This is a genomic window from Sulfitobacter noctilucae (assembly GCF_000622365.1).
GTDB lineage: Bacteria > Pseudomonadota > Alphaproteobacteria > Rhodobacterales > Rhodobacteraceae > Sulfitobacter > Sulfitobacter noctilucae.
The window spans coordinates 370,880-384,683 of sequence record NZ_JASC01000003.1; the positions used below are offsets into that span (position 1 = coordinate 370,880).

General features: G+C 55.2%; 13 protein-coding genes and 1 pseudogene. 12 read left to right on the forward strand and 2 right to left on the reverse strand.

Annotated features, from left to right (window positions below):
• The first annotated feature begins 802 nt into the window (after positions 1–802).
• The 7 genes from Z945_RS20220 to Z945_RS0104275 all read left to right on the forward strand — a co-directional run bounded on the left by Z945_RS20220 (position 803) and on the right by Z945_RS0104275 (position 8,983).
• A complete protein-coding gene (locus Z945_RS20220; RefSeq protein WP_025050877.1) occupies positions 803–1,408 on the forward strand; it encodes an ATP-binding cassette domain-containing protein in 606 nt (201 codons plus the stop codon).
• 8 nt (positions 1,409–1,416) lie between these two features.
• Positions 1,417–2,118 (forward strand): FadR/GntR family transcriptional regulator, encoded by a 702-nt coding sequence (locus Z945_RS19325; protein WP_037970530.1) that lies wholly within the window; start codon positions 1,417–1,419, stop codon positions 2,116–2,118.
• A gap of 3 nt (positions 2,119–2,121) precedes the next feature.
• On the forward strand, positions 2,122–3,771 hold the full coding sequence (locus tag Z945_RS0104255; protein ID WP_025050878.1) for an amidase: 1,650 nt from the start codon (positions 2,122–2,124) through the stop codon (positions 3,769–3,771).
• A gap of 73 nt (positions 3,772–3,844) precedes the next feature.
• Entirely contained in the window at positions 3,845–5,392 is a 1,548-nt protein-coding gene (locus Z945_RS0104260) for an ABC transporter substrate-binding protein (protein ID WP_081780936.1), read from the forward strand.
• A 50-nt stretch (positions 5,393–5,442) separates the two neighbouring features.
• Positions 5,443–6,384 (forward strand): ABC transporter permease, encoded by a 942-nt coding sequence (locus Z945_RS0104265; RefSeq protein WP_025050880.1) that lies wholly within the window; start codon positions 5,443–5,445, stop codon positions 6,382–6,384.
• On the forward strand, positions 6,381–7,196 hold the full coding sequence (locus Z945_RS0104270; protein ID WP_025050881.1) for an ABC transporter permease: 816 nt from the start codon (positions 6,381–6,383) through the stop codon (positions 7,194–7,196). The genes Z945_RS0104265 and Z945_RS0104270 overlap by 4 nt, the downstream gene beginning before the upstream one ends.
• Complete coding sequence (locus Z945_RS0104275; protein ID WP_025050882.1) at positions 7,193–8,983, forward strand: ABC transporter ATP-binding protein; 1,791 nt, start codon at positions 7,193–7,195, stop codon at positions 8,981–8,983. Before Z945_RS0104270 ends, Z945_RS0104275 begins: the two co-directional genes overlap by 4 nt.
• 529 nt (positions 8,984–9,512) lie before the next feature.
• On the opposite strand, the gene Z945_RS0104280 is transcribed toward Z945_RS0104275, so the two are convergent.
• Positions 9,513–9,929, reverse strand: a complete 417-nt coding sequence (locus tag Z945_RS0104280) for a hypothetical protein (RefSeq protein WP_025050883.1) — start codon at positions 9,927–9,929, stop codon at positions 9,513–9,515.
• Between the two features lie 216 nt (positions 9,930–10,145).
• Positions 10,146–10,274, reverse strand: a complete 129-nt coding sequence (locus Z945_RS20920; protein ID WP_277618909.1) for a hypothetical protein — start codon at positions 10,272–10,274, stop codon at positions 10,146–10,148.
• Positions 10,275–10,616: 342 nt separating this feature from the next.
• Here Z945_RS20920 and Z945_RS0104290 point away from each other — a divergent pair, with 342 nt between their 5' ends.
• From Z945_RS0104290 to Z945_RS20235, 5 genes and pseudogenes are all read left to right on the forward strand, one after another.
• Positions 10,617–11,249, forward strand: coding sequence for a hypothetical protein (locus tag Z945_RS0104290; protein ID WP_025050884.1), 633 nt, complete (start codon positions 10,617–10,619; stop codon positions 11,247–11,249).
• Complete coding sequence (locus tag Z945_RS20925; protein ID WP_277618911.1) at positions 11,167–11,400, forward strand: HGGxSTG domain-containing protein; 234 nt, start codon at positions 11,167–11,169, stop codon at positions 11,398–11,400. The genes Z945_RS0104290 and Z945_RS20925 overlap by 83 nt, the downstream gene beginning before the upstream one ends.
• Before the next feature lie 676 nt (positions 11,401–12,076).
• Entirely contained in the window at positions 12,077–12,271 is a 195-nt protein-coding gene (locus tag Z945_RS20230; RefSeq protein WP_081780938.1) for a helix-turn-helix transcriptional regulator, read from the forward strand.
• Between the two features lie 152 nt (positions 12,272–12,423).
• Positions 12,424–12,999, forward strand: coding sequence for a hypothetical protein (locus Z945_RS0104295; RefSeq protein ID WP_025050885.1), 576 nt, complete (start codon positions 12,424–12,426; stop codon positions 12,997–12,999).
• A gap of 30 nt (positions 13,000–13,029) precedes the next feature.
• Positions 13,030–13,804, forward strand: a pseudogene (locus tag Z945_RS20235) (IS3 family transposase); the annotation flags it as partial.

The window sequence follows — 13,804 nt, forward strand, 5'->3', positions numbered from 1 at the left end:
CACGCATTGCGCAGCATGTTCGAACTGTAAAGGTCGGCGGTTTGGGACGAAGAGACTCCTCAATACTTGCCCCCGCCCGGAACTAAGGCCGAGGGCTGCCGCGTAGCAAAGTGTGATATCCCGCGGCTGTCAACGCTGTCTTTTCGTTGTGAAAGAGGACGCTCACTTGGAATGTGCCCTTACGCTGTAAATGCACTAAATCGGGCATTTACCCTTTTTTATTAAATGGCTTTTCAGAGACATTGAACAGCGCAATTGCAGCATAGTTCGCCTCATGGGATTGAAACCGAACAGGCGCGTTGAAGGCGCTATTTCCAAGACTTCCGCACCCGGAAGAAGCTTGATCTCCTCATTCACGGAGTCTTTTTGGTTTTCCTATGATTCCAAGTCCGTGGTGGTGCGCAGGATCAGGGCAATAGAATGCATATCGCCAGAACCCAGATCGAGGCGTCCGAGTTTCGACTGTTGCCACAGACAGTCATTCTTAGTGTCGACTTCCAAGTCGCACCGACTTGGAAGTCGGTCGGCGCTCGGAGGTATGTTTGATAAATTTGGGTTGTGTCGATGGAGACATGTGATCCTTCTTCTCGCTTCTCGAGTACGTCACGACGGTGATATCTATGTTGGTCCATCCGTCAGCAATCTGGGTTGTTGACGTTGTTGCGGGGAAAAGCCATTGCCTCGATTTTAGGCAGGTCTATGCAATTAGGCAATCGTCGCCATTTATTATTTGACTAACTGGCCGTCGCACATCAGCGTGATTGCACCAATATCCAATTGGTTCATTAAGTTTGGAGTGTAGATGACATCATCGAGTCGAGCCGAAGATGATGATGCGCCACTGCTATCGCTAGCGCATTTACCCGTTGGTTTAAAAAGGAAGCCAAATGTTGTTAATGATGTAAGTCGCGAGGTTAAGCGCGGTGAGGCGCTTTGTGTCGTTGACGGATCCGGTTTCGCTAAAAGCGTGACGGAGTTGGCCGTCATGGCTGTTCTTCCAAAATACACAGCAAATTTTTCTCCAATAAAACTTGAGTTTGAAAGAGTATTATCTGTACCGGCTGAGCAGATCATGTCAGCTTCACAACGCAAAAACCGACTGGCGAAGATATTTCAAGAACCGATGACCTCGCTTGATCCGTCATGCACCATAGTCAACCAAATCAGCGAGACCATTCTAAGCCACCAAGAAGGGAGCAAAACGGATGCTCGGGCCCGTCGTTTGTCGATGCTTAAGCGAATGGGCATGGAAAACTTCAAAACGAGGCTATTTAAGGATCCGCACCAATCGTCCAGTGGTACACGCCAGCGGGCAATGATCGCTGCCTCTTTTGCAGAATTTGCCAACCTGCTGCGCATTGGAAAGGACGGAGCGAGCCGTTCACGCGTCATGGCGGTTTCACAATGACCTCGGTGATGAACTACTCAGGCCCTGAAAACAGGGTCCGTGTGTCCCTGCTTGACCTGATCCGCTTGGGCGAACTGCCGGAAAACGGTAAGTTGCCGACAGAACGTGCGTTAGCCGAGCAACTAAACGTCAGCAGGCGAAACATCCGCGCAGCGTTAGACCGGCTCGAGGAAGAAGGCCTTGTCTGGCGACAACAGGGCAAGGGTACATTCATCGGCCAACCTCGCGATCCGATGGGCGATCTGGCCGCAAAAATTGTCGGAGAAACAAACGCGCTCGAAGTCATGGAAGCACGTCTTTGTATTGAGCCTGAACTGGCAGCGATGTGCGCGCAGCGCGCGTCGCCGGACGAAATCACACGCTTGCGCCAACTTGCGCAAAGACGTTTCGAGGCTGCGGATGCGAAGGCGACAGAACTATGGGATGCCTCTCTGCACCGCTTGATTGCACAATGTGCACGCAACCGTCCGCTACTGACAGCCTATGGGCTGTTCGACAATATTCGCAGAAATATGGATTGGGTCTCGATACGGGCGCGTGCGCGCAGCACCTCGTCCGTTCTGGTCAGCCACAGCGAACATACGGCCATCATTGATGCCATCGAACTTGGTCATTCCGATGCGGCACGTAACGCGATGCGCGATCACCTCGAGACTATTTCAGCAGCGCTTCATGCAGCGCTGGACAGCAAACCCCACGCGGAGGACTGAGACATGACGAAGGACATCACCACATCGGACATCGCTGCCGCAGAAAAGCTGATGGGGATTGATTATACGCCCGCCGAGCGCGAGCAGATGATCGGAAATCTGGAAGGCCAGATGCTGTCCGCACAAGCACGCCGCGCGGTGAAGCTGGACAATGGTACTCCTATGGCCTGCAAGTTCGATCCGCGGTTGGCAGGATTTGTCATGCCGCACGGTCAGTCTATGGTCACACGATCGCATGTCGCACCAGATTTGCCAGCGTCTGATGAGGACATTGCGTTTGCCCCGTTGACGCATCTTTCCTACTGGATTGGCGCAGGTCAGATTACATCACGACGTCTGACGCAGATCTATCTTGCACGGATCGAGGCGCTAAACCCCAAGCTGGAATGTTATGCGACCATCACAGCTGATCTCGCCTTGGTCGAAGCTGATGCAATGGACGCTCTGACCCGTGCAGGCAGCAACCTCGGGCCTCTGCATGGTATCCCCTACGGCCTGAAGGACTTGTTTGACACCAAAGGCATCGCGACAGGCTGGGGGGCAGAGCCGTTCCAGCACAATATGCCTGACAGCGACGCGGCCGTGACCCGGAAAATGCGCGCAGCGGGTGCCGTTTTGCTGGGCAAAACCACGCTTGGCGCATTGGCTTATAATGATGTGTGGTATGGCGGTTGGACGCGTAACCCCTGGAACCTCAATGAAGGCTCGTCGGGGTCAAGTGCCGGATCAGCTTCGGCCACGGGCGCGGGGCTATGTGGGTTCTCGATCGGGACGGAAACACTCGGCTCCATCACCTCGCCCTCGCAGCGATGCGGTACAACTGGACTACGCCCCACGTTCGGGCGGGTCAGCCGCGCGGGTGCAATGGCGCTGTGCTGGTCGTTGGACAAAGTTGGGCCGATCTGCCGCTCGGTCGAGGATACTGCGCTGGTTTTGGCCGCCCTCAACGGCGGTGATCCCGCTGACCGTGGCAGCATTGACGCCCCGTTCGTGTTCGATGCGAAGAAGGGCATCGAAGACATGGTGTTGGGTTATCTGCCAGAAGCTTTCGGGGAGGGAGCCACAGACGTGGACCGCGCCGCGCTGGAAACCGCAAAAAGCCTCGGGATCAAAGTGGTCGAGGTCAGCATTCCCGATCTGCCTTACGGCGCACTTATGAATATCCTGTATGCAGAAGCAGGCGCCGCCTTTGAAGAGCTGACCCTGACAGACGCTGACGACACATTAACATGGCAGGACGAAGGCGCATGGCCCAATACCATGCGCAAGGCACGGTTCCTGTCCGCGGTTGACCACGTCAACCTTGACCGTCTGCGGTACCGCGTCATGCAAGCGGTCGGCGAAATGATGAGCGGTATGGATGCCTTGATCGGTCCATTTATGACCGGTCCGATGCTGGTTGCGAGCAACTTTACTGGACACCCCTGTTTGCACCTTCGCGCAGGGTTTGAGCAGGTGCCCACCCGCTCCGCTGCTTCTTTGGGCGCGGGCAAGCTCACCACAGGTGATGCGATGGGAGGCGATACCTTCCGCGTCCCGCAGGGCATATCCTTATGGGGGCACCTCTTTGACGAAGGGCCGCTGCTAAACCTCGGAATGGCGCTGGAAAAGGCGTTGGGTGTAGCAAGCGAAAGGCCTGATTTTCCACAATAACAAGACCCAAACACGTAGGGCTATTCCATCCACTTTTATCGCATGACACACCCAAAAACCGGAGAGAGAGAATATGAAACGTAGAGAGTTCTTACAGACATCCACTGCCATGATCGGCGGAGGGTTGATGACCGGCGCACCGATGGCATTTGCCGATGCACATGCCACCCCTGTCAGCGGAGGCACCTTGATTTGGGGCCATTCCGAGACAACCCAAAACCTTGACATACATCAGACTGGCACCGCCTCAACAGGGCGCTTGCTGCAAAACGTACATGAAAGCATCGTGACCACGGATGCCGATCTGAACGTTGTTCCAAACCTCGCCAGCAGCTTTGAGCAATCTGATGATGGCCTCACGTACACTTTCACGCTGCGCGATGATGTGATGTTCCACACAGGCGCAAAGATGACATCGGCAGATGTAAAATACTCGTTCGAGCGCTGCGCAGACCCTGAAACCGGCGCCACGAATTTCGAGGTGTTCAACGCTGTCGAAGCGATTGAAACCCCCGATGATGTAACTGTTATTGTTAAACTGAAATCTGTAAACGCGCCGTTTCTGTCACGCTTGGCTGAGAATGGTGCAGGCGTAGTGATGCCAATAGGCTCAGGCGACGTTCAGGGTGACACCCCTGTCGGTGCCGGCCCCTTCAAATTCGTGCGTCGCGAATTTGGCAACGAGGTTGAACTGGAGCGGTTCGAGGAATATTTTGACGGTCCGGCCTATCTGGAAAAAGTCATCAGTCGCGAAATCACTGAGCCCACAGTACGGCTGACAGGCCTGCGCACAGGCGAAGTGCACATGATCAACGACATTCCGCTGGATCGTATGTCCGAATTTGAGAGTAACAATGAATTCCAAACGGTTTCGTGGTTTCCGCTGAACTTTGACTTTCTGAACTTCAACCATGAATTTGAGCCGTTCAAAGACGCGCGCGTCCGCGAAGCCTTTGACCTGATGATAGACAAAGAAGTGCTGATGCAAGGCGCGCTCTGGGGGCAGGGTAAAGCCTCGGCATCGCCCAGCTTCCCCACCTCTGCGTCCTATAACGACAGTATCAGCCAGCGCCCGCAAGACTTCGAACGTGCGGCGGCTTTGCTGCAAGAGGCAGGATTTGGCCCAGGAGAGCTGAAGGTCGTGTTCAAGGTCACAACCAACTACCCCTACCACGTTGATAGTGCGCAAATCATGCTCGAATGGTTCCGTCAGGGCGGTGTCGACATAAAAATTGAGCAGCTTACATGGTCGGACTGGTTGTCACAGGTTTGGGTCGATAAGGACTTCCAGATCACGATGATGAACTTCTTCACGTTGTGGGAACCGGATTTCCTCTACTATTCGCTGTATCACACCACGGGCGGTTTCAATTATCGCAAGATATCCGAGCCCGCGCTGGACGAGATGCTGGAAAAGGCTCGCATCACCGTGGACACTGATGATCGCATGGCGATCTACAAAGACGTGCAGAAATACATCAATGAAAACACCCTGGACGTGATCTTGTGGTTCCGCAATGGCACTATCGGCGCACAGACAAATGTGATGGGTCTGGACACCATCGTGCAGCCTAATGGATCCGAGATGAACTTCCACAAGGTCTGGCTCAAAGAAGCCTGATGCAACTGCGCCGGGGGGGTAACTCCCGGTGCTTCACCCCGGGGACGTGCATGACCTATATCGCTAACAGATTGCTGTCGGTGGCTTTGACGCTGCTGCTGATCTCGGTAATTACCTTTATGGTGACCAATATCTTGCCGGGCGATGTAGCCATGGTGATTATGGGCACGCAGTCCAACCCCGAAGCCTTAGCGGGCTTGCGGGAAAGCCTGGGATTGAACGACCCGCTGATTGTGCAATATGGGCGCTGGATTGGCGGAATGTTGACGGGTGATTGGGGCAATTCGCTGGTGTTCAAAGAGGCCATTGGCCCGCTGATTGCCAACAAGGTTGCGGCCTCGGCTCTGATCGTAGTGATGTCGATGACCATCGCACTGGCAGCGGCCATTCCGCTGGGCGTTTGGGCGGCAGTGCACCGTGATAAATGGCAAGATACAACCGCATCAACGACCGCGCTGATGGGCGTCAGCCTGCCTGATTTCTTTTGGGGCATCATGCTGATCTTGCTTTTTGCCCGGTATCTGGGCTGGCTGCCTTCGTCGGGGTTTGTGCATCCGGCAGATGATTTCATCGCAGCAGTGCGCCATGCGTTCCTGCCCTCTCTGGCCCTCGGGCTGGGGTTGATGGCGCATCTTACGCGCATGACCCGCTCTACCATGTCTTCCATTCTCAGTCAGGAATTCATCCGCGTCGCGCGCGCAAAGGGCCTGACCGAACATACGGTGATCTGGCGTTATGCGCTGGCTAACGCGATTGGCCCTGTGATGACCGTGGCGGGCCTACAAGTCGGGTATCTTTTCGGCTCTATCATCGTGATCGAGAGCCTGTTTAATTTTACCGGCATGGGCTGGCTGACCTATCAGGCCCTGCTCAACCGCGACATTCCTCTAATTCAAAGTACGGTCTTCGTCATTGCTGCCGTTGTGATGATCACCAATCTGGTGGTGGATCTGCTCTATGCTGCAATTGATCCAAGGATAAAATTACCATGAAGGAATTTTTCACCGGAAAGGGGATTGTTGGCGGCGGCATCGTGTTGCTGGTCCTCGCAGTCGCCCTATTAGCGCCGTTGCTCATTCCCGACACATGGGCCACGCAGATGGATATGCGGTCGCGCCTTGCCGGGCCAAGCACGACCTATCTGATGGGCACAGACCAATTGGGCCGGGATCTAATGTTTCGAATGCTTCTTGGCGCACAAACCTCCATTATGATTGCGGGCACAGCAGTGCTGATGAGCCTCGTGATCGGTCTGCCGCTAGGCGTCATTTCGGGATACTTCGGAGGCTGGATTGACAATGTATTGATGCGGTTGGTGGATACGCTGCTTGCCTTTCCGGCGTTGTTGCTGGCGCTGACCATATCGGCGGTGCTGGGGCCGAACCTGACCAATACGATCATCGCCATCGGCATTGCTTTTACGCCGTATCTGGCCCGCATCATTAGGGGTGAAGCGCTGCGCGTAGCACAAATGCCCTATGTCGAGGCCGCGCGCGCCGTAGGCACATCAGACACATGGATGATTATCCGCCATATCCTGCCCAATATCATGCCACCCATCATCGTACAGGCTACGATCAGCCTTGCCTTTGCGATATTGGCCGAGGCGGGTCTTTCGTTTCTGGGTCTTGGCACGCAGCCGCCCGATGCCAGCTGGGGCCTGATGATCCAGGCCAGCCGCGATTATCTGGATGTGGCTCCTTGGACTGCACTGGTGCCGGGAGCAGCTGTGGCGATCACTGTTTTAGGACTTAACATGTTCGGAGATGTCCTGCGCGACGTTCTGGATCCGAGGACAAAATGACCAAACCAATTGTAGAAATAGTTGGCCTGCGGGTTGGATTCGGCGGCGCTGCTGCAGTCAAGGATGTCAGCTTTTCCATCCAGCCGGGGGAGACGGTGTGCATCGTCGGTGAAAGCGGATCGGGCAAATCGGTTACGTCTTTGTCGTTGATGCGCCTGGTGGAGTTTGGCGGTGGCGAGATCCTTGATGGGCACCTGATGTTTCAGCGCGGTGACGTGACAATGGATCTGGTCACCGCCGATGCCGCCACAATGCAGAGTATCCGCGGCAATGAGATAGGGATGATTTTTCAGGAGCCAATGACGTCCCTGAACCCTGTGTTCAACATCGAGCGGCAACTAACCGACGGCCTGTTGATGCATGAGCCGCTGAGCAGGTCCAAGGCCCGCGAGCGTGCGTTGGAGTTGCTTAGAGAGGTCCGCATACCCGAGCCTGAGCGGCGGTTGAAGCAATATCCGCATGAATTGTCTGGTGGCATGCGCCAGCGTGTCGTGATCGCCATCGCCATGGCCTGCAGACCCCGCCTGCTGATCGCGGATGAACCGACAACAGCTTTGGACGTGACCATTCAGGCCGAGATTTTGGCCCTCCTCAACCGTTTGAAACGTGAGATAGGCATGGCGGTAATGTTCATCACCCATGACATGGCTGTGGTGGCCCAGATCGCCGACCGCGTGGTGGTGATGTATAAGGGTGACGTGGTGGAGACCGGCCCTGTAGCTGAGATTTTCGCAGCACCCAAGGCCGAATACACCCGTGCGCTGCTGGCCGCTGTGCCGCGTCTGGGGGACATGGCGGGCCAATCGGCTCCCGAGCCCTTGCGCCTTGTAGGCGACACGCATGATCCCAAACCGCTCACGCCGCGTGCGACACCAGAGCCGCTGCTGGAGGTGCGCAATCTGACCACGCGCTTTCCTGTCAAAGGTGGCGTATTCCGCCGAACGGTAGCGCAGGTACACGCGGTCGAAGATGTTTCGTTCACCGTAAACAAGGGTGAAACCCTCAGCCTCGTCGGGGAAAGCGGATGCGGGAAATCATCTTGTGGCCGCTCCATTTTGCGGTTGGTGGAAGCGACCAGTGGCACCGTCCATCTGGGCGGCCAAAACGTCCTCGCCCAGACCAAGCACGAGCTGCGCGGAATGCGCCAGCACATGCAGATGATCTTTCAGGATCCGTTCGCCTCCCTCAATCCGTACATGCGGCTGCAGGCGCAACTCACCGAGCCCATGCAGAACTACGGCCTGGACAACCGCGAGGAGCGCGCCGCACAACTGTTCGACCGTGTCGGTCTGCCGCGCGATTTCCTGCGCCGTTTCCCGCATGAGCTGTCGGGCGGTCAACGCCAACGGATCGCAATCGCCCGCGCGCTTGCGGTCTCCCCCGGCTTGATCGTTGCGGATGAAGCCGTGTCGGCGCTGGATGTCTCGGTACAAGCGCAGGTGCTGAACCTGATGATGGAATTGCAAGCCGATCTTGACATCTCGTATTTATTCATCAGCCACGATATGGCGGTGGTCGAGCGTGTAAGCCATCATGTGGCAGTAATGTATCTGGGCCGGATTGTGGAAATTGGCCCGCGCGCCGCCGTATTCGAGAACCCGCAGCACACCTATACCAAATCCCTGATGCAAGCCGTCCCAATTGCTGATCCGAACCAGCGCAAGCTTGACGGCGATCTGGCGTTCAAACCAATCCCCTCGCCCATCCATCCGCTCGACTATCAACCACACCAATCCGTCTACGAAACAGTTGGATTGGACCACCGTGTTTTAGTTCAGGCTGGTTAATCCGAAATATTGATGAAGGGTTGGTGAAGGCGGTGTAAGGATTTGAACGCACGTATTTTTTCTCTTGTGTTGGCCAAAACTTCCAGTGTCCGAAGCGGGCCACATCACTTCAAACCAGTCTACCCCCGCCGCCCCAGCCTCGTAACCCGTGAACGGCAAGCTGATCCTCTCCAATTTAGATGCCGCAGCGATGAGTTCTGACGCGGGCCTAACACTTCTACGGGAAGTGGAGCGCCGGTTGGGATTGGCTGGTGTGCTGGCGTCCTGCCTTATACTCGGACAAATTTTGAAGATCGTAAGGTTTTCGATGGTGAAATCGCGAGTTGCATAGGCTCCCACGCTCGATCCACGTCAAAGGTGGAACAGTTCGCACTGAAACTCATTTTGCCACGCGCTGCGCCCAGCATTGCGTCAGAGGCATTTAATGCCCGATCGAGTTGGAAAAACGTAATACCCGCCCGAGCACTGGTGGCAAGGCAAAAGAATGTGCCGGTGATCAATGGCGTCTGGAGGGCCGACTGCCTCCAGTTCATCGTGTCGCTAAAGGTTTACGCTTCTTTGGCTTTTGCTTCGATGTTTGGTCCGAAATCTTATCACCCGGATAGCCATCTTTGCGAGGCGTCACGTCTGCACTGTTCTCCAGCAATCGAACCGAGGGAGACCCGTTTGCCGTCGCTTGCTGGTGCAGGGCCAAGGTCGCCTGAATGCGAGCTAAGGCCTGCGCCAGATTAACGGCTTCGCGCGAACTTCGGCTTTCCCGCGGGTAGCTATACTCAGCTTCCGCCATCCCCTTCACGGTGGTAACAAAATCTTCCAACGTGCGTAGGACCACTCGCGCGACGGTTGACGTCGCGAGCAGGACAAAGATCGCGGCGACGGAAGCCGCGGCAACTAAGCTTTGCAGAAACTGCGGGACCCCATTGATCAACTTGCTCAGGTCCAGCATAGCGAAGACGCGCCAGCCGAAATTGGGCAGTTCATCACTGACGAAGTTCGGCGAAAAAGCATAGTGCCCATCCCCTTAATCAAACAACTGAAAAGTTTCGTGCAGGTCCCGTACCAAACTGGCCTACGTTATGGCAGCGTCGGGAAGAACGCGGACGGTGTCGCGGGTATCAACGATTGTCTCGCCATCGCGGTTTTGCGCCACCACGTCTATATCTTACTGTTCACGGACACGCGTCAGAAAAGACTGCACCCATGCCATACGCTGGCTGTAGATGACGACCCCCGCCATCTCGCCTGTCTGTTCATCGAAAACCGGCGTGGAAGGGTTGAGCAGCCATTGCATGCTTCCTGCGCACCGCCGCCCTTTGGCCTGCAGCGTACCATGGGGGCTTCGGTCTGCTACGGCATGAATAGCCGCTTTTGCAATTCTGGCACAGAACCTTCGCAGATGCAGCGAATGTCTGGTTTCCGCCAATGTTTTCGGCGCAGTTTTTCCAAACTGGCCCCTCAAATCCCCATGTTAGCGACTTAATCTCGGTCGCAAAATTTGTGTTTTTGTGTAAATTGAGGTATCCTGTTACCACATGAAACATAAATAGGTGCGAGCCTTAGCTTCGTCTAGCGGAAGCCGAATGATGAGACCGGAGTGCTCTCAGTAGCGGGCCGAAGGCTGAAATGAGGATGGATGACAAAGAGAAAAGCAGAGAGTGTCGCCGGACCGAAGACAACAGGTTCGAAGGTCCCCCTCGTGAGAAGAGGCGAGGTGAAATCGCTCGGCGGCGCGAAATCCGACGAGTGGAACTTGATCTTGGGGGCTCAGGTGGTCCAGTCACTTTGGACGAAGCACTCTGATGAAACAACGAGGTCAATTCAGATCGATGCCGCGGTCGCTGCCCTCGAAGAGGTCGCTCCCCGCGATGTTTTAGAAGGAATGATGGTGGCCCAAATGATTGCCGCCCACAACGCGGCGATGGAGTGCTACGGACGCGCTATGATTGGTGATCAGACCTTTGAAGGCCGTCACTCAAATTTGAACCAGGCCAACAAACTCTCTCGTACTTCGGCGGCGCTGCTTGACGCATTGAACAAGCATCGTGGCAAGGGTCAGCAAAAGGTTACCGTCGAACATGTTCACGTCCATGCAGGCGGTCAGGCGGTCGTTGGCACGATTGAAAGCCCCGGGGGAGGGGGGCAGAGCAAATTGAAGGAACAACCCCATGCAAAGCAAATTGCCCATGCACCTGAGCCCGCGCTGCGGGGCGCGAACTCGGAACGGGACGCCATGCCGGTCCCCCGCAATGGCGAACGGCAGATGTAGAATGCATGGAGGTAAGTCTTCGGGTGCGCCGATCGGAAATGACAATGCAAGGAAGCACGGCCTCTACGCTGCCACCGCAATATCAGAGCGGAAGGAATGGTCGGCACTCCTCCGTTCGATGCGCCAGCTCATTGATGAGGTGGGCGGATAGCGTTCTCTGGTAAAGGCGTACTGCCATGTGAGACGCCCACGGCTGGATTAACCACAGCGTATGCCAGTGCGTCGATTACGCGGGCAGGGAAATCCACACCTACCCTGCGGAAAGCACCTACGCGGACAGATTGTGCAAGCTTAGAAGTAGCTATTCGAGGATTGTGATTTCTTCGCGAATATCCATCCTTCTTTTTCCACACTTCGAATAAAACCGCTTGGCAGGCAAGCGATGAGGAATCCCACTGCACGTCGGGACAAAGCAAGCACGCAGCGAGCAACACAGTGTAATTTCTGTGTAACAAAGACCGGAACGTACTAGGTTTGTTCAGGCGCATATAGATAGTGGGCAGGCAAGTAGCTCCAGTAATCTGTTTAGTTTCCATACGGTTCAGACCTGCCTAGGCTCCTACCCCCAAACCGAAACGAAAATTGAAAATCCTCGTGTCGGTGGTTCGATTCCGCCCCCGGGCACCATTGTAAGCCTCAGTAAAATATGACATTCTTCACATTTGCCATGTGCTGAGCTTTAACTATTCCGGCTTCGGGACGACAGCGGGATAACAGACTTCCCTCCCTTGAGAGATTGCATCGAACCCGATTATTGGCACATCCGCGTTTCCGTTGAAACCTGATCGACATCATTTCTTCTACAGTTCACCAACTGGAGAAGAAAAATGAACCATGACAATACTCCCCACGACGTCCTGCTACCCATTAAAGCCGTCTGCGAAATCGTAGCCCGTTCTCGTGCGAGCATTTACCGCGACATTCAGCGCAAGACATTTCCCGCCGCACAAAAGCAGGGTCGCTCGAGTCGCTGGCGTCGCTCAGAGATCATGAAGGTTGTTGAAGGCAGATACCCGTCGTGAATGGGGGAACAAAGTCTGTTTGCCGAGGCTCCACTCCGGAATGTGTTAAATCCGTTCCGCAGCAGGAGCACCGAGCCCAGATCCCTAAGGCAAAAGCAAACGCACCACAGGTTTGTCAAACTCGGTTTGACAAACAGAAAGACAAACTCCCAATGACAAATATTGCATCCGAAAAGAAGCAGGGCGGACGCCCACTTAGCTACCCTCCCGAACTCGTCTATGGCGTCGTCGAGCAGCTTCTGGACGCTGGTACGCCCTGTTCACAGATAGATGCGCCTCTCGTGAAAGATGAGCTTTGCAAGGTGCACGGCATTAAGGGGTCGATCCGCTTGGACAGCCTGCAACGCTTGGTCGAGGATGCCGTTTCCGAGCTTAAAGAAGAGCAGGATCGCGCTTTGCTCGAAGCCTTGCCTGACACGGTTACGGCGTCAATTGATCATTTCATGAAAGGAGCTCGTGACGCGTTCGCAATTATGGTCGCAGAGCAAAATGCAAAATGCCAAGCTGATGCTGATGCCATGTGCGAAGGGCTACGCTCTGACAAACGTTCCGCACGCCGGCACATCGCAGAGCTCGAGACGGAAAATGCACGACTTCAGGCAGACATGGAGGAAATCATCCAACAGAGGGATCGTAGTCTCGCTGATGCAGCAAGCCTTCGCGAGCAGTTGAGTGTGGGCAAAGAAGAAGTCGACTGGACCTGTCGCGGTTTGAAGCCGCTCCTTTGATAGCATTTACTGCAACAAAGGAGACTGACTATGGGACTGAAACGGACGGACGAATTCCGGCAAGATGCAGTGCGTATCGCGCTGACCAGTGGGCTAACGCGCAAGCAGGTGGCCGACGATCTGGGTGTCGGCATGTCGACGCTGAACAAGTGGATTACTGCGCATAGAGACACGGATGTGGTGTCGAAAGAGGATTTGAGCCTTGCCAAGGAGAATGACCGGCTTCGGCGCGAGAACCGTATTCTCAAGGAGGAGAGGGAGATCTTAAAAAAAGCAACGCAGTTCTTCGCGGGCCAAAAGCCATGAGGTTCAGGTTTATTGAAGAACACACGGGAGCTTTCGAAATGGCGCGTCTTTGCAAGGTCATGGATGTCAGTTCACGTGGTTTACGAGCATTCCGCAATCGACCGGCCAGTCGCAGACAGCGATCTGATCTGGTCACGCTGGCCCACATCAAGGAACAGTCCCGTCTCAGCTTGGGCAGTTATGGCAGGCCACGAATGACCGAAGAGCTGAAAGAGATTGGTCTGAATGTGGGGCACCGCCGCGTAGGTAGGCTGATGCGCCAGAACCGCATATCAGTCGTAAGAACCTGCAAACACAAAGTGACCACGGACAGCGACCATAAGTTCAACATCGCGCCCAACTTACTGGATCGGGACTTCACCGCTGATGCGCCCAATCAGAAATGGGCAGGCGATATCAGCTACGTTTGGACCCGCGAGGGCTGGCTGTATCTGGCTGTGATACTGGACCTGCACTCACGCCGTGTCATTGGTTGGGCTGTTAGCAACCGCATGAAACG

What these genes read in the sequence shown, in the direction of transcription:
- Z945_RS0104270 (WP_025050881.1), top strand. Translation starts at nt 6,381, where the DNA reads ATGAAGGAATTTTTCACCGGAAAGGGGATTGTTGGCGGCGGCATCGTG.
- Z945_RS0104275 (WP_025050882.1), top strand. Translation starts at nt 7,193, where the DNA reads ATGACCAAACCAATTGTAGAAATAGTTGGCCTGCGGGTTGGATTCGGC.
- Z945_RS0104260 (WP_081780936.1), top strand. Translation starts at nt 3,845, where the DNA reads ATGAAACGTAGAGAGTTCTTACAGACATCCACTGCCATGATCGGCGGA.
- Z945_RS20920 (WP_277618909.1), bottom strand. Translation starts at nt 10,274, where the DNA reads ATGCAATGGCTGCTCAACCCTTCCACGCCGGTTTTCGATGAACAGACA.
- Z945_RS0104265 (WP_025050880.1), top strand. Translation starts at nt 5,443, where the DNA reads ATGACCTATATCGCTAACAGATTGCTGTCGGTGGCTTTGACGCTGCTG.
- Z945_RS0104280 (WP_025050883.1), bottom strand. Translation starts at nt 9,929, where the DNA reads ATGCTGGACCTGAGCAAGTTGATCAATGGGGTCCCGCAGTTTCTGCAA.
- Z945_RS20220 (WP_025050877.1), top strand. Translation starts at nt 803, where the DNA reads ATGACATCATCGAGTCGAGCCGAAGATGATGATGCGCCACTGCTATCG.
- Z945_RS0104255 (WP_025050878.1), top strand. Translation starts at nt 2,122, where the DNA reads ATGACGAAGGACATCACCACATCGGACATCGCTGCCGCAGAAAAGCTG.
- Z945_RS0104295 (WP_025050885.1), top strand. Translation starts at nt 12,424, where the DNA reads ATGACAAATATTGCATCCGAAAAGAAGCAGGGCGGACGCCCACTTAGC.
- Z945_RS20230 (WP_081780938.1), top strand. Translation starts at nt 12,077, where the DNA reads ATGAACCATGACAATACTCCCCACGACGTCCTGCTACCCATTAAAGCC.
- Z945_RS0104290 (WP_025050884.1), top strand. Translation starts at nt 10,617, where the DNA reads ATGACAAAGAGAAAAGCAGAGAGTGTCGCCGGACCGAAGACAACAGGT.
- Z945_RS20925 (WP_277618911.1), top strand. Translation starts at nt 11,167, where the DNA reads ATGCACCTGAGCCCGCGCTGCGGGGCGCGAACTCGGAACGGGACGCCA.
- Z945_RS19325 (WP_037970530.1), top strand. Translation starts at nt 1,417, where the DNA reads ATGAACTACTCAGGCCCTGAAAACAGGGTCCGTGTGTCCCTGCTTGAC.